Source organism: Treponema sp. SP13, from assembly GCF_050938355.1.
GTDB lineage: Bacteria > Spirochaetota > Spirochaetia > Treponematales > Treponemataceae > Treponema_D > Treponema_D socranskii.
The window spans coordinates 275,587-295,546 of sequence record NZ_JADOVM010000005.1 but is presented as its reverse complement, the minus strand read 5'-3'; the positions used below and the strand labels follow the sequence as shown (position 1 = coordinate 295,546).

The window sequence follows — 19,960 nt, the reverse complement described above, 5'->3', positions numbered from 1 at the left end:
TTACCCTTGTCAAATACATAATTTTAATACTACTATAAATAAATATTATGGACAATGGAATCATTATATGAATTTTAAAGATATTGAATATTTTACGGCGATTTGGGATTATCAAAACTACTCTACCGTTGCAGAAATATTGCATATAAGCCAACCGGCGCTCAGTCAATGCATTAAAAAGCTTGAAAAGGAATTTGCGACGGCATTGTTCAAACGAAATACGAAAAAACTCGAATTGACTCCGGCAGGCGAAATACTGTATGCGGACGGTAAATCGATCCTCGCAGCAAAAAACAAAACGATACATAAAATCGGCGCACTTTCCCGCCCCGAACCGATATCGCTGAAAATCGGCATATCGCCGTTTTACAGTAAATACTATCTGCCGAAATTGCTTCTGCACTTTACCGCATTGTTTCCAAATCTACAGTATAAAATCGTCGAAGATATTTCGATACGCCTCGAAGAAAAATTGCAAAGCGGTGATCTCGATATTTGTTTTGTGCCGCTTGAACCGCGTAACGGCGCCCTCGATTATCAAATCTTATGTATCGAGGAAATATTGATCGCGCTACCGCAAAACCGCATCCCGTCCGTTACGCCGATTTCGGGAAACGGGTTGCCGTATTTGGATATCGAACAGATAAAACAGATGCCGTTCGTATCGCTGAAAAAAATACAAAAGATCACATCGCTTACGGATCGAATATGCAGACAAATAGGATTTACCCCGGACGTCGTATATGAAACGCTTGACTGGGATACCGTCGATATCATGATCGCGAGCGGCATAGGGGTTGGATTTATCCCCGATATCCTTTATTCGGAACATGCAAAAGATACATCGAGGCATTACTATCGAATCGCAAATATGCCTGCCTTTCGTCACTATGCGGCAGCGTGGCGAAAAGGGAAAACGCTATCGTCAACGGAACAGAATATAATCGATCTCTTTAAAAAAGAGATAGCAGCTTTCCATACCGTCGATCTGCATACGCTCACCAAAGACCCGCTTCCTCAGGCATAAGTTCGTATGCGATGCGGGGACTGCCGTCTTCTATATAGATGATGCCGCATTCTTTAAATCCCGCTTTTTCGATCGCGTGACGCATCGTTTTGTTGTCGGTATGCGTGTCGATTCTGAGGTGAGCACTGCGTGTTTTGCAAAACGCAATCGCCGCGGCAAAAATGCCTTTTACTTCGCCGTCGCTTGCGATGCGGTGAATCGTGCCGTAGGATGCGTCGCTTTTCCACGCGCCTTCGATGCGCGCATACGTCGGATCGTCGCCTAGGATAAATGCAAACACTCCGTGTATGCCGCCGTCCGCTTCGACGACGTAATTTCGTTTTTCCCGTATGTCATCGTTTATTAACGTCTCCGGCGGAAAGTTTTCTCCCCACTGCGTCGGATTTCCGCTGTGCTTCATGTACTCGCGGGCGCGCGCATAAATGCGCAGGATATCGTCGAAATCTTTTTGCAGAGCGTTTCGAATCGTCATATTGCCCCTATTTATTAATCTAGCGCGTAACGTTGTGCAGCCATTTGCCGTTGCGCACCCGGAGCAGACCCGCACCGGATTTAAAAATTTGTTCAATCTGCAAACACGCATAGATAACGTAAGGTTCCGCGTGCAGTACAAAAGCCGCTGTGTATGCGATCGGGATCGCAACGAACCACATCCATATGCCGTCGTTGATTGCGGCGTAAATCGTGTCGCCGCCTGAGCGGCACATACCGACGATAAAAAACATATTGAACGCGTTCAGCGGATAAACGCACATGAGGATGCGCAGCATAAGGCGCGCTTGACGGATGATATGCGTTCCGACATTGAATAAAACGGGAAGCGCGAGCGAAAGCGGAAAGAGCAGAGAGCCGATAAGGACGGCCATCGCGGGCATAAACCATGCGAATCGGTTTGCATACCGGCGCGCTTCCGCTTCGGCACTTTCACCGATTTTTTTACCGATTATTATGCCCGCGCCGTTTCCGACGCCGATAAAAAATACCCACGTCAGTTGGGAAATCGTTCCGGTTATATTGAACGCCGCAAGCGCATCGGTGCTCGCATGCGAAAAAATCGAATTTTCCATCGTGATCCCCAAGCCCCACAGCGTTTCGTTTATGATGACGGGAAGCGCGATTTTGACAAAGCGCGCGAGGAAATCACGATCGAACGAAAAGAGTTCGGCAAACCGGCCGCACGCTTCGTATTTTTTCCGATACGACCAGCCGACCGTGATCGCGAGTTCCACGAACCGGGAAAGCACCGTCGCGATTGCGGCTCCTTGTACCCCCATCGCCGGTACGGTTAGGGCAGTTCCGAAAACGGAAACGGAGGCGCCGAAAATCAAAAGATAATTGAAAACGGCGTTTACGAAAAACGATATTGCTGTGCTTACCGTCGGCAGCCGTACGTGTTCGGTTGCGCGGAAGGCGAGTTGAAACGCGAAACTCAGTGCGAGCATCGGATAGCTGGGCGCCACGCAGCGCAGATACCGGCCGCCGAGAGCGATGACGCGCTCATCCGAAGAATACAGCGAAATCAATTCGCGAGGGAAAAAAAGGGCGGCAGCGGTAAAGATGAGTGAAAGCGAGAACGAAAGCGCAAGCGTAATCCCGAGCGTTCGACGGATTCCGGCGATATCTTTTTTGCCCCAATACTGCGCGACGAAAATGGCGCCGCCGCTTGAAATACCGAAAAGCATCATATTGAGGATAAAAAAAATCTGATTACCCAGCCCCGCCGCTGCAATTTCCGTTGCACCGAGTCTGCCGACCATAACCGTGTCGAGCATGTTGACAAAGGTCTGCAAAAAATTCTGCAAAACGATCGGAAGCGCAATAGTAAAAAGCGTACTGTAAAATTCCGACAATGCGGTCATAATCAACCCCGTGCACTCACCGTCCGTTGTGTTTCAGTGCTTGTGTCATAGTCTTTATAGTGCTCATCTATGGCATTGCAGGCATAACGAATTTCCCGGTTTTATATTCCGGCACGTGATGTTCGTACACGCAGACGATAATTGAATTATATCACAGCTTCACCTGTTTCGTAAGGTAATCCGGTAATCCCGCGCACAAAAAAACCGCCCTCAGAGCCGGAGTTTTTCCGACTTGGGGGCGGTCAGCTTAATGTTTTATTCAACGGGTAATCAAGTTGTCAACCGCCGAAATTACCCGTCGGTGAAGTTACTCCTCTGCAAAGTTTCCCTCTTCGGTGCCCATAACATCGGCAGCATTTCGGTATGCTGTAAGCTGACCGGAAGGCACTTTGATACTGCCTGCAGTGAGAGCAGTGCAAGCCTTAAAGGCATCTTCGAAAGCAGGGGGCGTGGGATTGTAATCGCATTTAAGTTTTACGCCGGTAAGACTTGTGCAGCCTTTAAAACAACCGTTCATATTCGTAACCCTGTCAGGGATATCGGGTACACGGGTAAGGCTTGTACATTCGTAAAAACAGCTGTGCATATTCGTAACGCCGGCAGGAATAGTCGGCACACCAGTAAGGTTTGTACAGCCTTTAAAGAGGCCGTTTATATTGTCAAGACCGTCAGGAAGGGAGGCAAGCGATACGAGGTTTGTACAGTCTTCAAAACAGCCGTACATTTCGGTAAGACCTGCAGGATAGTTTTTGATTTTAAGGGCGATTTTTATGTCCGAACAGGCTTTAAGACTTGTGCTGAACTTACTCGGTTTAGAACCGTGCGGTTTAAAGTCGGCTGCCGGTATGACACCGGTTATTTCGATGTAGTTTACTTTTTCTGTTGAAAATTTTCCGCCCGAGTAATACTCCAGCAATTGCACAAAATCTTCTACTTGCACGAATACAGAGGCGGCCAAAACCTGTCCCACGGTGGGATTTGCCGTCTTTTCTAACACCATAGTATCGAAGTCTCCGTCCGCTATGTTAAGCGTCATAGTATTTCCGCTTAAACCGAATGCAGCAAATTCTTCTCCATCTATCATAATTTTGGCGCCGTCGAGGGTAAAAGGTGTTCCTTCCGCTGAGTCTTTATACAGCCCATCCTGAAGCGAACCCGATATTTCACTTGCAAAATAGAACTTTCCTGCCGTAAAACATAAATACGGCTGTGTTGTAATGCCGTCCTCGGTTACGGGACAGGTTTGAATTGTCGATCCTTTCTGTATCGAAATCATTTTCCACACACCGTCTATGGACGTGTTGCCGCCTTCTTTAAATGTTACGCCGACCGTTACGTTTGCGGTAACCTTTATCGTTGCGGTGGCACTTCCTGCAGTCCCGCCCGCGGTAAACGTGCCCGTCGAAATTGTCCATTTGTCTACCGCATAGCCTGAAGCGGGCGTCGCCGTAAAGGTAATCTCGGTGTCTTTGGGCACTTGGTTATCGGATGGGATTTCGGGAACGGACTTTACCGTACCGTTTACCGGCAAGGTAAGCGTTACCGTGTACTTGGTAATAAGAGCCGGATTGTCTTCTGCAAAAACGGCTTTTACCTGCACGGCCTGTGTTACCGTGTACTTGTACGTAGTCTCGGTACCGGCATCGGTTCCGTCACGTTGCCACTTTACAAACTTGTAGCCCGCAACCGGCTCTGCAGTAAAGGTAAGCTCCGTGTTTTCGGCTACCATACCGTCCGCAGGCAGCGTAGGATTTACCGTTACATTGCCGCCGATGTCTTTTTCAAGCGTTACTTTATACTTGGTAACGGACGTTCCGCCGGAATCGCTTCCGTTAGAACAGCTTATCGCCATGCCGGCAAATAAAAGCGCAGCTGCGACGAGCGCCGTAACCTTAAAGACACCCGCTTTTTCGTTGTTGCTTGTTTTCATAGAAAACTCCTTTTAATGAAAAAATAAAAAAACGCACGGAAGACGGTACGCCTTTCGTGCATGTAGTGCGAAAAGTAAGTTGTACGTCCCTTATGTGCGGACGGATATACGGCGGATGAGCGGAAAACGCCCTTAGCTGAGAAGCTGAGAATTTTGCTGCGCCCCCGCAGACGTGTCAAGCACGCTGCTGTAAGACAATCTACGATGACTGCAGCGGAATTTCTGTATGCGGGCGCTTGCGTGTACGGCACGGGAACGGTTGCTTTGCTCTCTCTCATAACTCTTAGTATACGGTATACGGCGCAAGTCGGCAAGAGGACGTTTAGCTTTACGCGTAACTTGCCGCCCTTATATTTTTTTCATATATAGGGCATCTCAAAAAACTCACCTTTAGCGATTTTTTCGAGATGCTGACGAGTTGTAACTCGCTGTATTATCGCAAGTTACAACACCGCATTTTGGAGTACCCGATGCACATATCGAAATGCCTAAAATATTTTTTCGAATCGCTGCTCTTTATATTTTTTGCGGTGTCTCTTTACCCCGCTCCGCCCGAACCGAAAGAGCTCGCTATACTTAGGCACGCCTATCCCGATGTTTCATTCACGGCAGTCTACGACGCCGCACTCTCGGATTTTAAAATCGATGTCGTACAAAACCGCGGCGCAATCCGCAAAGCGGCGACATTGTATTGGGCGGACGGCAAAATGCTTCCTGCGGACAAACTTACCGAGCGCGAATCGTACTGGCCGCTCCTCTATCCCTATGCAAAAGAAATTCCCGATCCTGCGAATTTTTCCGAAGAGGACTTACGCCGCCTGCGTAATTTTTCTTCGGCAGAAACCCGTTCGCGTCAGGGCGGCACATCGCTTTATTTTTTTAATACAGTCTATGACTGTGAAACGCGGCAATCGACCGAAGCGCATATAAAGCGCATATCGTTTCTCGGCAAATATACGAACGCACACGAACGAATTTTTGCACCGCTTGCGCGCGTCGAAAACAAAATCCGAGAGCGCGCAAAAACCGATGCCGCCGTACAGCACTTCATCGACGAACTGGCGCGCGTCGACAGCTACAACTGGAGGGAAATCGGCGATCGCGCGTCTCGTTCGTTTCACAGCTACGGCATCGCAATCGATGTCCTGCCGCGCGGCTGGGGACAAAAGAACATCTACTGGGCATGGCGGCGCGATATCGACCCCGACGGATGGATGACACTTCCGCTCGAAAAACGCTGGATGCCGCCGGACGGCGTGATCGAAGCATTCGAATCGGAAGGATTTATCTGGGGCGGCAAGTGGCCGATTTGGGATAATATGCATTTCGAATATCATCCTGAACTGATCGCATACAGCCGGAATCGATAAGAGACATAACGTGTGCGAGTTTGCGCGGATGTTTGCAGAAGACGTGTATACGTATCGTTCCGATAAGAATCGTATGAGTACAATACACTGTATTTGCAAACTCGATTATTGAACGTGTGCGCCTTTGCGCACGGCTAAAAACTTTTTCGGAAATTGATATTTCCTGCAAAAGTTTTTATAGGAGGTAACTATGAAAAAATTGATTTTAGCGGCGGCTCTCGTTTCGGGAATCGCCCTGTCAGGTTTGGCGGCCGCGGAGACGACGCTGTCGCTCGGTGGAACGATGGAATTGTCGTATTGGACGGATATCAAAGATTTCAGCGGCTCTCTGATCGAGGGCAGTCTACACGACAAAGACATCAGCTTCGGACCCGACCTTACGTTTTTTACCTACACGTCTACGTTTACCGGATTGTGGGGAAACGCTGCATTGATTTTTCCGAAAAACAAATTATTCGATACGTGGGGTATACTCGATTTCAATCTCGGCCCCGCGTTCAGAATTCCGTTCGGTAAACTCTTCTCCGTTCAAATGGGAATCGGCGTAAACACAAAGCTGCCGACCGATTTTAAACACGCGATGCTCGGCGTCGGGACGACCGGCGGTGTACAGTTCGGACTCGGCAAAACGACGTCGCTTGTCGCAGGAGTAAACGTCTCATACGATTTTTATGATGTTATCGAAAAACAAAAGGCGACGTATTTGACGTTCAGGCCCTACGTCGGTGTCGGCTTCAGACTCGGCGACAGATAACGGTATTTATCGATGCAAAGGCGGCAGCGTGACTGCAGTGTGTGCGCCGCTGCCGCATCAACTGTTACTTCGCAGCGTTCGTACCGGCGATTCTGCCGGTATTGCAATATTATGTAATAGATACGGCAATACCGTGCAAGAATTTTGTTTTTTATTTTTTCCCTACTACTACAAAGGGCTGCAGCTGATACGGTTTCGCCGCAATATTAAAATCATTCCATTCATAAAAAAATTTTTCAAGCGGCAGTACGATAAATCCGTCTTGCCAGTGATCCCATGTATCATAAGGATCGGCAATAATTAAAACGTCATCACCAAGCTGCGGTGTTCCGCCGTTATCATAGCCGACAATTACGACATAATGCCCGTTCCACAGATTGGTATGAGCGATAATCGGATGCCCGTCTTTTAAATGACCGGTCAGCCATTTTACAAAAAACGAATCTTTTGCATCCGTAACCCATTTATCGGTATCCGCTTTATTTTCGCTCGAGTAAAGGGATACGGATTCAAAATATCTTTTATAATTACCAACCATAGCCGGAGAATACTTCAAGTTTTTAGTATCTTCTTCCGTCACGAAATCGTCCGGCTGCGGATGCTCTTTGTAATTCGCTTCGACAATCTTCACATCGGAAAGCGTTTTTAAAAACTTGACGATTTTTCCGACATTTGCACCGGGTTCGTACCAGTTGTTTGCACTGCCCGGTTTTGCGTCCGGATCGTCTTCATCCATATTGCAGTGCATACCGACTGCAGCTTCCCATTCGGTCATCGGTATGCCCAAATGCATGAGGACCATCGTAACGCACGAAGGACCGCAGCTGTATTCGGTCGTTTGCTGCATGGTTTTAAAATGCGATATAATCGTTACCTGGTCATCGCTTTCCATATTATAAAAATCGGGATGCAGCCAATATTTCGATTTTTTGTGATTATTCGCACCGTGAATATCCGCACCCCCGTTCGGGTCGATGTCTTCCGCAGGAAGAAATCGATCGTCGTTGTTATCAGACATCGTCGAAGAGCACCCTGTTACCGCCGCAAACACAAGGGATGCGGCACATAATAATACGATTACCTTTTTCATATTTATTATGCCTCCTACATAAATACATGATATCCCGGGCCGATCGGCAGACCGGAAACAGTCCACAATACGAGTAAAAGAACCCATACGAGCGTAAACGCGATTGAAAACGGCAGCATATAGGCCATAACCGTACCGGTCTGCGCACGTTTATCGTATTTTTGCGCATAGGTAAGGATAATGCCCAAGTATGCGAACGTCGGCGTAATATTGTTTGTCAAGCTGTCACCGATGCGATATGCCATTTGCGTTGCTGCAGGAGTTATGCCGGCAATCAAAAGCATGGGAACGAAAACCGTAGAGAGCACCGCCCATTTCGCGCTCATACTGCTGACGAAGAGGTTTATGATCGCGATAAGGAATACGAAGGCGATAAAGAGACCGACGCCGTGAATGCCGCTGTTTTTCAAAAACAGACCGCACTTGATTGCGATGATCGTTCCCAAATTGCTCTTTGCAAATACGGAGATAAATTGGCTCGCAAAAAAACAAATGAGGAAAAACGGTGCAATCGTTTTTATTTCGTTCGTCATCATAGCGAATATGTTTTTAAATTCCTTAATCGAGCCGGTAATTTTTCCGTATACGTAGCCGGGAACGGCGAACACAAACAGGATAACGGCAGGGATGGCTCGGAGCATCGGGCTGAATGCAAAAGATTTTCCTTCGGGCGGCGCAAAGGGCATTCCTTTGAATCCCATGGCAACGAGAACCAAAACCAGCCCCGCCAACCCCAATGCCGCCGATTTCATTGCTTTATTTTCCACGTCTGAAAGCGAAACTTTTATATGCTCTTCTTCTTTAAGTTCGAATTCGGATCCCATGCCCGTGTCGTCGAGTTTTTTCTCTACGAATTTGATAGACACCCATGCGATTGCGGGGCTCAACAAAATCGTCGATACGAGCATAAAATAATATCCGCTCGCCGGTGAAACGACCATCGCCGGATCCACCAAACGCGCGGCAGCTTCGGTCATACCTGCAAGCATGGCGTCTCCGTTTCCGACGACCAAGGCGGCTCCGAATCCGCAAGCCACCGATGCATACGCCGTAAAGAGTCCCGCCAGCGGATTGCGTTTCAAATTTATATACAGGATCGCAATGAGCGGAGGAAATACGACAAACGCGGTGTCGCCGATCAGGTTTCCGTTGATGCCGATCAAAACGACGATCATCGTTACGATGAATTTCGATTTGAAATTGCTTGCAAGCGACAGAATGCCTTTTAAAAATCCGCTGCCGTTCGCAACGCCGAGTCCCAATGTCGCGATAAACACCGCGCCTATCGGAGCGAAACTTGCCCACACCGACGGAAAGCTTTTCAAAATATCGGCAATACCTCCCGCCGTAAGCAGATTGACGGCGGCGACTTCTTTATCGTTTACCGGATTAACCGCTTTGACTCCGGCCGCGGCGCAGATCGCCGAAAGAACCAGCGTCAAAAAGAAAAACACGATAAACATATAAATCGGATGCGGAATTTTATTTCCCGCCCTTTCGATAAAACCCAACATACCCGAAAGCTGTCGCTTATTTTCGGCTTTCCGATTTGCAGTATCCATAGATACCTCCTACATATTTTTGCGTATAAAATCGACATAAAAACGAACGGCATTCGGCAGTGCCGATTCGTCCATATCGAATTTACTGCTGTGATGTGCGTGGCAAATTCCTTTTTCTTCGTTTCTGATACCGATAAACGCATAGAAGCCCGGAAACTCCTGCAGATAACAACCGTAATTATCGGCTCCCATAATCTTTTCAAATCGGATGACGTTTTTATCTCCGAAAACCGCCTGTGCCGACGGAAGCGCTTTTACAATACTTGCCGGATCGTTTACAACGGGAGGAAGACCGACGAGCGGCTTCCATTCCGCCTTTGCACCGGTCAGTATTTCCGCCGCTTTGCAGCTTCTGTCGAGGACGGAAAATAATTGCGTGCGTTCGGCGTCCGAAAAAAAACGCATCGTTCCGCCGAGTTCCGCCTGATCGGGAATGATATTTGTCGCAGTACCGCTGTGAAACAATCCGAAGCTCAGCGTATTGTGCTGAAGCGGACTGAATTCCCTGTCTTTAATTCGGAATGCTTCTCCGACGATCATTGCACCGGCGTTGATGGGGTCGATACCTTGATCGGGGCGCGAGCCGTGACAGCTTTTTCCGGTTACGGTCAGATGAAAGCTCGTCGTTCCCGCCATCACCGCTCCCGCCTGCAGCGATATTTTTCCGACGGGAATATCCGCCCAAAGATGAGAGCTGACCATCGTTTCAATTTTTCCGACGGTTTTGAGATAGTCGATAATCTCCCGATGCCCTTTGCCGATTTCTTCCGCCTGCTGAAAACAGAGGTAAACGGTTCCTTTGAGTTCTGATTTCATAGCCGCAAGTTCGCGTGCAAATGTCAAAAGAATTGCGATGTGGCCGTCGTGCCCGCATGCATGCATGCAGCCCTCATGCTCTGATTTAAATTCGAGCGACGTATCTTCGTTTATAGGCAGCGCATCGATATCGGATCGGAACGCATATATCTTGCCGGGCAGATCGCCTTTGATACTCGCGACCGTACCGTATTCGCCGACGGATTCATACGAAACACCCAACGTTTCAAGTTCGCGCCGGATATATTCGGAAGTTTCTTTTTCTTTTAAAGAAATTTCCGGAATTTTGTGAAATTTTCGCCTGAGTGCGATAACGTATTCTTCCATACCTTTCAGCATAATATTTTCCTTTGCGGAAAAACCGCACCGTATGATTCGCAGACGCCGAAACTTCGGTTTTTAAGATACCCGATTATTTTTTTCGACGGCATCTTTGAGCTGTGCCAACGCTTTTGTTAATATCGAGCGCGGACAGGCGACGTTGATCCGCATATATCCGGCTTCGGCACCGAATGCGCGTCCGTCGTTTAATCCCAAATGCGCTTTTTTCGCCATAAATTCCACGAGTTCATCACCGGTAAAACCGAGTCCGCGGCAGTCGAGCCACATCAAATACGTACTTTCGGGAATATAGGTTTTAATCGAGGAAATATTCGTATCGATATACTCCTTTACATATTTCATATTGGCTTCAATGTAGTGCAGTACCTGTTCAAGCCATTCTTCACCGTGTCGAAAGGCGGCTTCGACCGCGACGACGCTGAAACAGTTGTTCCTATGAACGTCTATGCGGTGCCAAAAAGCATCGAATTTCTCTTTTGCCGCTTTATCGGGAAAGATAATCGTCGATGCCTGCAAGCCTGCAAGGTTGAATGTTTTTGTCGCCGACGTACAGGTAATCGTATGTGCTGCGATTTCCGAGCTGATGGAAGCTAAGGGAATATGCTTGTTCCCCCACAGCATAAGATCCGCATGAATTTCGTCGGATACGATCGGTACTTTATAGCGGATACACAACTCGGCTATTTTCTGCAGTTCGGATTTTTTCCAGACGCGGCCGAGCGGATTGTGAGGATGACAAAAAATAAATAACGCAGGCTTTTTTTGCAGCGCTTTTTCGAATGCGTCGAAATCGATATCGACCGCACCGCCGTCTTTTTGAATAAGAGGAACGGTAAGCGGGTTTCTGCCGCAGTTTTGCGTAACGCTGAAAAATTCCGAATATACCGGCGTCAAAAATAAAATATCGTCGCCTTCGCCGCTGAACCGATCCACAATGGCGGCTAAAGCGGGTACGACCCCCGGACAAAAAGATGCGAGGGCGGTATCGAATGTCCACCCGTTCCTTTTTGCCTGCCAGTCCCGGACGGATTCAAAATACGAATCGGGACGTGACGTATAGCCGAAAATCCCGTTTTTATTCCGCTCCGCCATCGCATCGATAATCGGTCTGGCAGTCGGAAAATCCATATCGGCGATCCACAGCGGTATAATATCTTTCGTACCGAATTTTTTTTCGGCTTCGTCATATTTTACGGAATCGGTATGCGCTCTGTCCGTTATCGCATCGAAATCATATATCATTCCGTTCTCCCTTATATTGGTATGTATCGATTTTTTAACTATATGCAATTTATATGCCAATAAATAATAATAGAGATATTGGTTTTAATTATGATTTTTATGAGAGTATTTTGAGATTTAACGGAGATTCTACGGAATTCAGGAAATCATTACGGACGCATCTCTTCGTATCTTCGTACAAAAACCCATTTACCCCATTATTTGTTTACATTAAACCATTTTAACCCGTTTTCGGTTATCCGTGCGCCGTTTCTGCCTTTTTTTACATCGATAAATCTTTTCGCGGCCATATCCTGCAGCAAATCACGCACTTCTTTTTCTCCGACGATATAACCGGCATCTCTGATTTGCTGCAATAAAAACCGCCTGCCGCAGCTTTTTCCTTCTTTTGCACGACGTTTCATTTGTTCGAGTAAAAAAAGCTGTGCGTATTTTACCGAGCCGTCGGAAGGAAAAAAGCGGACGCTCTCGGTTTCAAAATGCGGAGCTGAAGATACGGACGAAAAAGCAGGGTGCAGGACGGAAACTTCCGAACGTCCTTGTGCTTCAAAGCAGCGTTCAAGTGTTTCCGTTTTTTTCCGCTTTATCTGCAAATCCGCCGGCAAATCATCCGGTACGATTTCGGCTTTATTCAAGCAGGCAAGATATTCAACGCAGTTTTTCAACTGCCGGATATTGCCGTCCCATTCTTGATCGAGCAGTATCCGCTCCGTTTCGTTTGCGAGCGTAAAATCGGAATGGAGACGTTTTTTAAAATTATCGATCAATTCCAAAACATCCGTTCCCCGCTCGCGCAAAGGCGGCAATTCCAAACTCAATACGTTCAGCCGGTAATACAAATCTTTTCTGAATCTTCCGAGCCGTACCGATTCGCCGAGATTTTCATTCGTTGCGGCAATAATGCGCACATCGACGTTGATAACGCTGTTGCCGCCGATCCTCAGCACTTCTTTTTCCTGGATAACGCGCAAAAGCTTCAGCTGCAGCGCTTTGCTCATGCCTTCGATCTCATCGAGAAAAAGCGTACCGCGGTGTGCGAATTCGAAAAATCCCATTTTGCCGCCTTTTTTTGCACCCGTAAAAGCGCCTTCTTCATAGCCAAACAATTCGCTTTCCATAAGGCTGTCGGGAATGGCAGCACAGTTGATCGCGACGAACGGATATCCGTGCCGTTCGGATGCCGCATGAATTGCATGTGCGAAAAGCTCTTTGCCGGTACCGCTTTCTCCGGTTAAAAGAACGGGAGCGGTACGGCATGCCATTTTCGCGGCAACTTCCTTTGCACGACGCACGGCGGCACTGCTTCCGATTATAGAATCGAACGTATATTTTGCCGCATGTCCTTTATTCATAAGCTGACGGCGCAGTTTATGCTGGCGGTACTCTTCGTCACTGAAACGCTGAATCGCCGCCATGGCTCCGACAAACGAATTGCCTTTGACGATCGGCGTAATATTGAGTGTCATATCGACATTGCGTATTTTGAGCATGTGTTCTTTTACAGCTTTTTGTGAAACCAAAAAATCACCGAACGGAATAAACGGAAGCACGCCGTCGGATTTTTTGCCGACAACCGCCTTTTTCGATACGGCGAGTATTTCCTCCGCTTTTTTATTTAAATAAAATACCGTTCCTTCCGCATCGATGCAGATAATGCCGATATCGAGCATATTTTGAAGATTGTCGAAAAGTCCTTCCATCCGTATGGAACGATAAAACATACGGTTGAAATTATAATTATCATCGACGATGTCTTTAAGATATTTTTTGATTTTTTCTTCTTCGAGAAGTTCTTCGCAGTCGGATTTAAGCAGGAGTTCGACAACAGTGTCGCCGCTTAAAAGACGCGGCCCGATATCCAAAACATCGGTCACTTCTTTCGGAACATAACGGCTTTCGCCGGGCGTCACGGCAAAGGTAATGTCCGGTCTATACGTTTCGTTCGGACTGCACGGATAACATTCGATATTGTCGATGCCGAAGCGATTAAACAGAGCCATCGTTTCGATCGCCATTTTATGGCTGAGATTGACGACAAGCGCTTTTGTTCCCTGCGGAATTTTTAATAATTGTTTTAAACTTTCTTTTCGTATCGTTACTTGGATAATGGTCACTTCGCCGTTTGAAGGCAACTGTTTTTGTAAATTGTTGAGATCCGTACACGCGCAGGTCGAAATCAAATACAGGTCGGCGGGACGAATATCGTTGAAATATTCTCGTGTACTGTATGAAAAGACACTTGCTTTGGCGCCCATAAAATATCGTACTTGCTCCGCATACACATCTGCAGAGACTTTGTCATATGCAATAACCGCGATTGTTTTCATAAGAACAACCTTTTTACTCGAATACTGTATTTTTATTATGGATACCCAATGCAGTGTGTTGTTTAAAACATACCGTTTTGTTTTTTAAGTATAACCTATGTATATCAGGTCGTCAAATAAGATCTCGAAAAATATACAAAAAAAGCCGTCATTTTCACGACGACTTTTTTAATTTTTATTTTATCTTTAAAACACACACGATACGCGCAATGCTATTACCGATTGCAATTCACGTTCTCTCCCGAAAACGTGAATTACATAACGAACGGACGATCTATTTGCTCAAAAGATTATTCATGCGCTTTACGAAATCGGCAGGATCTTTCAGCTCTTCACCGCCCACGAGCAGCGCTTGATCGAGCAGTACGAAAGAAATATCGGCGATGCGTTCTTTGTCGTCGGTGTCTTTGAGCTTTTGCACAATCGGGTGATCGCCGTTCACTTCAAGGATAGGCTTTACGTCGACGCCGGTCTGTCCCATCGCTTTCATCATGCGCTCCATTTGGAAGGACGGATCGTTTTCGTCGACGACGATACACGAAGGACTGTCCGAAAGGCGCTTGCTGAGCTTTACTTCTTTGACGTTGTCACCGAGCGCTTCTTTAATTTTTTCGACGAGCGGTTTGAACTCTTTTTCTTTCTTTTCCGCTTCGGCTTTATCGACGCCGAGTTCATCGTCGCTGCCCGCCCTGTTCACCGCTTTCAATTCAAATTCTTTGTATTTCCCGAGCGCGGGAATAACGATGTCCGCGATGTCGCTTGCGATTATCAAAACTTCAAAACCCTTTTTCGTATACGCTTCGAGGAGCGGACTTGAACGCAGATTGTTTTCGTCCGTGCCGGTAATGTAGTAAATCGATTTTTGGCCGCTTTTCATGCGCTGTACGTAGTCCGCAAAACTCGTCCATTCGCCGCCTGCAGTTTTGTCCGCCGCATTTTGAGCGGAAGCACCCGCGTCTTTTTTCGCAGTATCCATATCGCTTGCGCCGTCTTTTATTTCCGGCTTGTACGTCGTTTTAAATCGTACGATTTCCGCAATTTCCGCGCGGTTTGCAAAATCCGAGTACAGACCTTCCATCATCGGACGGTTAAACTGCGCGATAAACGTATTCCATTTTTCGATCGCTTTTTTTTCGGCATCGGTCGGCTTTTCGCTTTTTCGCGCTTTATCGGCTTCGTCTGCAAGCTTTTTAAATTCGCCGAGCAGCTTTTTTACCGACTGCGATTTAATCGTTTCGAGAATGCGATTTTGCTGCAAAATTTCGCGGCTCACGTTGAGCGGCAAATCTTCGCTGTCGATGATACCGCGCACGAAACGGAGGTATGCCGGAAGCAGTTCGCGGTCGTCGTCGGTGATAAACACACGCTTGACGTAGAGTTTTATGCCGCTTTTGTAGTCGGCTTGATACATATCGAAGGGCGCGGTTTTCGGAACGTAAAAGAGCGTCGTATATTCCTGCGTACCTTCGGCGTGCGTGTGGACGTACATGAGCGGATCGTCGCCGTCGCGGCTCATCGTTTTGTAGAATTCGTTGTAGTCCGATTCTTTCAAATCGCTCTTCGATCGTTTCCATACCGCGCTCGCGCTGTTTACCTGATCGACTTTATTTTCGCTCGACGTAACCTTACCCTTGTCGTCGTATTTGTTTTGCGTATAGTGAAGATAGATCGGAAACGCGATATAATCGCTGTATCTTTTAATAAGTTCTTCGATCTTCCAGCGGCTCGCGTACTCTTTGCTGTCGTCGTTTAAATGCATGACAACGGCGGAACCGCAGCTTTCGCTTTTATCGAAACCGTATTTTTTCGCCTCTTCGCTGTCGCATGCGACTTCTTCGATATCGTACGAGTTCGTGCCGTCGCTCGACCAGTGCCAAATTTTTCCGGACGGATCGGCCGCTTTCCGCGTGTATACGTCGATTTTTTTTGCCGCCATAAACGCCGCATAAAAGCCGACGCCGAACTGCCCGATGAGCGCCGAATCTTTAGACGCCGCTTCGTTCAATTTTTCAAAAAACGCTTTCGTGCCGCTGCGCGCGATCGTGCCGAGGTTATCGGTTAAATCCTTATCGGTCATGCCGATGCCGGAATCCTGCACGGTGAGCACGCTCTCTTTGCCCTCATCCCCGCCTTCGAATGAAATGTCGATGCGCGGCGCAAAATGCACGTCTTTGAACGCGTCGTCGGATACGGTGAGATATTTGAGTTTGTCGAGCGCGTCCGATGCATTCGAAACGATTTCCCTGAGGAAAATATCCTTATTCGAATACATCGAATGGATGATGAGTTTTAAAAGCTGATTTACTTCGGTTTGAAATTGATACGTTGCCATATAAGCCTCTTTTTAGAAATTGAAAAATAGTGCGGAAAATTCGCAGATTACTTCTAATGTACTGATAAACGGCGGCTTTCGGCAAGAAGGAAAATGTCCGTCCCCACGACATCCGTACCGAAAGCCGCTTCATGAGCTGCTTATGTTTCTCATCTTCCGGCAACTTTTTTACCCGCACATTGACACGCGCCGCCGTTTTTATATATAGTAAATAAAGCGGTGTTCAACCTATCTTGCAACTCTGCAAACCGAATTTATCAATCGCAATTCATTTTTAAGGAGTGTTCGTATGAAATCTTGCCTTATAACAAAGATAACGGGAAGAGAAATTATCGACTCGCGCGGAAATCCGACGGTCGAAGCGGAAGTAACGCTTGCCGACGGAACGGTCGGAACGGGAGCCGTACCGAGCGGCGCATCGACGGGTACTTATGAAGCCCTCGAACTGCGCGACGGAGACGCAAAGCGCTTCGGCGGAAAAGGCGTTTTAAAAGCCGCGGAAAATGTAAACCGCGCAATCAACGAAACGCTCGTCGGAAAAGACGCGTCCGATATCTACGCGATCGACCGCGCAATGATCGCTGCCGACGGCACGAAAGACAAATCGAAATTCGGCGCAAACGCGATCCTTGCGGTTTCCATTGCAAGCGCGCGCGCGGCGGCCTCTTCTCTCGGCATTCCGCTCTATCGCTTTTTCGGCGGCGTCAATGCAACGAATCTCCCCGTCCCGATGATGAACATCTTAAACGGCGGCGCACACGCGACGAACAGCGTCGACACGCAGGAATTCATGATCATGCCGGCAGGCGCTCCGTCTTTTAAAGAAGGACTCCGCTGGTGCACCGAAGTGTTCCACGCATTGCAATCCATTTTAAAATCGAAAAAACTCGCGACGGCCGTCGGCGACGAAGGCGGATTTGCGCCCGATCTCGCAAGCGACGACGAAACGATCGAAACGATCCTCGAAGCGATCAAAAAAGCCGGCTACGCTCCGGGAAAAGATTTCCTGCTCGCTATGGACGCGGCTTCTTCCGAATGGAAGGGCGGTAAAAAAGGCGAATACAAACAGCCCAAAAGCGGCAAAACGTTTACGTCGAGCGAACTCGTCGCGCACTGGAAATCGCTCGTCGAAAAATATCCGATCATCTCCATCGAAGACGGCCTCGACGAAGAAGATTGGGAAGGCTGGCAGCATTTGACAAAAGAACTCGGCAAAAACGTGCAGCTCGTCGGCGATGACCTGTTCGTCACGAACACCGAACGCCTCATCAAAGGCATTCAAAACGGATGCGGCAACTCCATCCTCATCAAGCTGAACCAAATCGGCTCCATCTCCGAAACGATGGACGCGGTAAAGATGGCGCACAAAGCGGGCTTTACGGCAATCATATCGCATCGCTCCGGCGAAACCGAAGACACGACGATCGCAGACCTCGCAGTCGCGCTCAACGCAGGCCAAATCAAAACCGGCGCACCGAGCCGCAGCGAACGCGTCGCAAAATACAACCGTCTCCTCCGCATCGAAGAAGATCTCGGAGCCGGCGCGGTATACCCCGGATTCGGCGCGTTCAATGTAAAACGCAACGCATAGTTTTCAAATTTTTTCGGACGACACGGAACGGAAGAACCCGCCTTCCGTACTTCGGTAACCCTCATCCGCGCTCACGCGCGGACGCTTCGCGGTACTCCACGCGGGCGTAGGCTGCTCGCCCCGCAATCGAACGGCGCACGGATCGGCTTATAACAAAGCCGCCCGTGCGCCTTTTTATTAATAATTAATAATTTTTTAGCGGCTGCCGAAATCATTCGAGCGTCCAAAAACGCTTATTTTACCGCACGGACGGTGAGCCGGTGCTTTCCCTCGCTTCGATACGTTTCAATGCGCGTAAATCCCGCCTCTCGAAGATAGCGTTCCAATTCTTCCTTACCGTAGATTTTCATACCGTCTATAATAGTCGTCCACTTTTCATCGGCTTTGTTTTTGCCGTCCGCTTCATTGACGACCATGAAAACGCCGCCCTGTACGATGCGACACCTGCCGTTTTGTACGGCATCGGCGTTTACTTCCTGCGATTTTTTAACCGATATTGCCGAATAGTCGAGTCCCGTAACTTCCGCCTGCGGGTATCGTTTTAACAATTCCGCAACGTTTCGTTCGCCCGATTATTTTTTGCCGACGAGCAGTGTCGAGCCCGCAAGCTGCAGCGACTTCGCTTCTTTCGGCGTCATAAACATGCCCTGCGTCGTGTCGATCAGTTCGGCTTTTTCATAGCCTTTCGCTTTTAAGTCCGCAACAAACGCATCCATGTCGCCGTAGCGGGAACGGGACATGAGATCGTGAATCGCGAAGACACCGCCTTTTTTCAGCACGCGAAGCGTTTCAAAAAGCAGCGCCTGTTTATTTACACCGGTGATATTGTGATACACGTAATTGCTCGTAACCGCATCGAAGCTTTCGTCCGGAAAATCGAGTTTTACCGCGTTGCCCTTTTCAAAGCGCACATTCGAAACGCCTTCAGCCCGCGCGTTGTTTTCGCACAGCGCTTTGCTGAACGAGCGGTACTCCGCACCCCACGGATCGACGCCGAGCATCGTCCCTTGCGGATTCCGCTTTGCACACGCAATCGTAAGCGCGCCGCTGCCGCAGCCGACGTCAAGTCCCGTACCGCCGGAGGGCAGCGTCACATACTTCGCCGTCCCTTCGATAATGCCGCGAGACATCTGCCGCTTGCCGTTGTAATCGAATGCGCGGTACCAGCGCAAAAACAGCATCGCTGCAGCACCGAAGCCGATAAAAAAGAGCGCAAACAGCACCGAAAGCACAGCCCTGAACGTTCCCGAAACGCCGACGCCGGCAATTCCGAAAACAGCGAGCAAGATAAACGAAACGCATGTGCAGGCGGTAAAAAGGACGAGCACTTCTTTCGGCACCCAGTTTTTATAATCGGGTTTCATAGATTCCTCCATCGGCGGTGATATTTCAGACGACACTTTTTATGATGCTTTCGCAAAAACTATATGCTTTTTCGAAGATAATTGCAAGGAGTTAGGATAAGCTAATTTTACGATTCGACCGACTGCTCTCTTTCAAAAGCAGTTCGATAAGGATATCGTGCGCGCTTCCGGTAAATCCGCCCGTAAGCGGTTTTTCATACACGATACGCGATTTTTTCATCATTACCAACCGTACGAAAAACGACAAAATACTGTTGCCTGACGGGGTAACAAAGGTTATACTTAACGGCAAGGCGGCGGTAAAACGCAGAAGCCGGAACTTCAAGCGTTTTTAGAGTATATGAACAGAAAAAA

Annotated in this window: 16 protein-coding genes; 4 read left to right on the top strand and 12 right to left on the bottom strand. The window is 48.1% G+C overall.

The window, feature by feature from the left end:
* The first annotated feature begins 67 nt into the window (after positions 1 to 67).
* Positions 68 to 1,027 carry a LysR family transcriptional regulator gene (locus tag IZU26_RS10810; protein WP_433278989.1) on the top strand — a complete coding sequence of 320 codons (960 nt, stop codon included), beginning with the start codon at positions 68 to 70 and terminating at the stop codon, positions 1,025 to 1,027.
* Here IZU26_RS10810 and IZU26_RS10805 read toward each other — a convergent pair.
* The 3 genes from IZU26_RS10805 to IZU26_RS10795 form a co-directional block, all read right to left on the bottom strand.
* Positions 999 to 1,499 carry an N-acetyltransferase gene (locus IZU26_RS10805; RefSeq protein WP_433278987.1) on the bottom strand — a complete coding sequence of 167 codons (501 nt, stop codon included), beginning with the start codon at positions 1,497 to 1,499 and terminating at the stop codon, positions 999 to 1,001. The two genes, IZU26_RS10810 and IZU26_RS10805, sit on opposite strands and share 29 nt — an antisense overlap.
* A gap of 19 nt (positions 1,500 to 1,518) precedes the next feature.
* Positions 1,519 to 2,886, bottom strand: coding sequence for an MATE family efflux transporter (locus IZU26_RS10800; RefSeq protein WP_433278985.1), 1,368 nt, complete (start codon positions 2,884 to 2,886; stop codon positions 1,519 to 1,521).
* A gap of 307 nt (positions 2,887 to 3,193) precedes the next feature.
* Positions 3,194 to 4,816 (bottom strand): InlB B-repeat-containing protein, encoded by a 1,623-nt coding sequence (locus IZU26_RS10795; RefSeq protein WP_433278983.1) that lies wholly within the window; start codon positions 4,814 to 4,816, stop codon positions 3,194 to 3,196.
* A gap of 470 nt (positions 4,817 to 5,286) precedes the next feature.
* Between IZU26_RS10795 and IZU26_RS10790 the strand changes: the two genes are divergently transcribed.
* Both IZU26_RS10790 and IZU26_RS10785 read left to right on the top strand, forming a co-directional pair.
* On the top strand, positions 5,287 to 6,186 hold the full coding sequence (locus IZU26_RS10790; protein ID WP_433278981.1) for a M15 family metallopeptidase: 900 nt from the start codon (positions 5,287 to 5,289) through the stop codon (positions 6,184 to 6,186).
* Positions 6,187 to 6,376: 190 nt separating this feature from the next.
* Complete coding sequence (locus IZU26_RS10785) at positions 6,377 to 6,940, top strand: hypothetical protein (protein WP_021329681.1); 564 nt, start codon at positions 6,377 to 6,379, stop codon at positions 6,938 to 6,940.
* Positions 6,941 to 7,091: 151 nt separating this feature from the next.
* On the opposite strand, the gene IZU26_RS10780 is transcribed toward IZU26_RS10785, so the two are convergent.
* From IZU26_RS10780 to htpG, 6 genes are all read right to left on the bottom strand, one after another.
* Positions 7,092 to 8,030 carry a C39 family peptidase gene (locus tag IZU26_RS10780; RefSeq protein WP_433278979.1) on the bottom strand — a complete coding sequence of 313 codons (939 nt, stop codon included), beginning with the start codon at positions 8,028 to 8,030 and terminating at the stop codon, positions 7,092 to 7,094.
* Positions 8,031 to 8,044: 14 nt separating this feature from the next.
* Entirely contained in the window at positions 8,045 to 9,592 is a 1,548-nt protein-coding gene (locus IZU26_RS10775) for an AbgT family transporter (RefSeq protein WP_433278977.1), read from the bottom strand.
* Positions 9,593 to 9,601: 9 nt separating this feature from the next.
* Positions 9,602 to 10,735, bottom strand: coding sequence for a M20 metallopeptidase family protein (locus tag IZU26_RS10770; RefSeq protein ID WP_433278975.1), 1,134 nt, complete (start codon positions 10,733 to 10,735; stop codon positions 9,602 to 9,604).
* Between the two features lie 72 nt (positions 10,736 to 10,807).
* Entirely contained in the window at positions 10,808 to 11,992 is a 1,185-nt protein-coding gene (locus IZU26_RS10765; RefSeq protein WP_433278973.1) for a MalY/PatB family protein, read from the bottom strand.
* A gap of 197 nt (positions 11,993 to 12,189) precedes the next feature.
* Positions 12,190 to 14,247 (bottom strand): sigma 54-interacting transcriptional regulator, encoded by a 2,058-nt coding sequence (locus IZU26_RS10760; RefSeq protein ID WP_433278971.1) that lies wholly within the window; start codon positions 14,245 to 14,247, stop codon positions 12,190 to 12,192.
* A gap of 346 nt (positions 14,248 to 14,593) precedes the next feature.
* Positions 14,594 to 16,651, bottom strand: a complete 2,058-nt coding sequence (gene htpG / locus IZU26_RS10755; protein ID WP_433278969.1) for a molecular chaperone HtpG — start codon at positions 16,649 to 16,651, stop codon at positions 14,594 to 14,596.
* 289 nt (positions 16,652 to 16,940) lie between these two features.
* Here htpG and eno point away from each other — a divergent pair, with 289 nt between their 5' ends.
* Positions 16,941 to 18,242: a phosphopyruvate hydratase gene (gene eno, locus IZU26_RS10750; RefSeq protein ID WP_021329707.1), complete on the top strand. Its 1,302-nt coding sequence runs from the start codon at positions 16,941 to 16,943 to the stop codon at positions 18,240 to 18,242.
* Positions 18,243 to 18,475: 233 nt separating this feature from the next.
* Here eno and IZU26_RS10745 read toward each other — a convergent pair whose 3' ends face one another.
* The 3 genes from IZU26_RS10745 to IZU26_RS10735 all read right to left on the bottom strand — a co-directional run bounded on the left by IZU26_RS10745 (position 18,476) and on the right by IZU26_RS10735 (position 19,826).
* A complete protein-coding gene (locus IZU26_RS10745) occupies positions 18,476 to 18,790 on the bottom strand; it encodes a class I SAM-dependent methyltransferase (protein ID WP_021329715.1) in 315 nt (104 codons plus the stop codon).
* A 24-nt stretch (positions 18,791 to 18,814) separates the two neighbouring features.
* Positions 18,815 to 19,606, bottom strand: coding sequence for a class I SAM-dependent methyltransferase (locus IZU26_RS10740; protein ID WP_021329720.1), 792 nt, complete (start codon positions 19,604 to 19,606; stop codon positions 18,815 to 18,817).
* Positions 19,607 to 19,697: 91 nt separating this feature from the next.
* Positions 19,698 to 19,826 (bottom strand): hypothetical protein, encoded by a 129-nt coding sequence (locus IZU26_RS10735; protein WP_310822553.1) that lies wholly within the window; start codon positions 19,824 to 19,826, stop codon positions 19,698 to 19,700.
* Positions 19,827 to 19,960 lie beyond the last annotated feature (134 nt).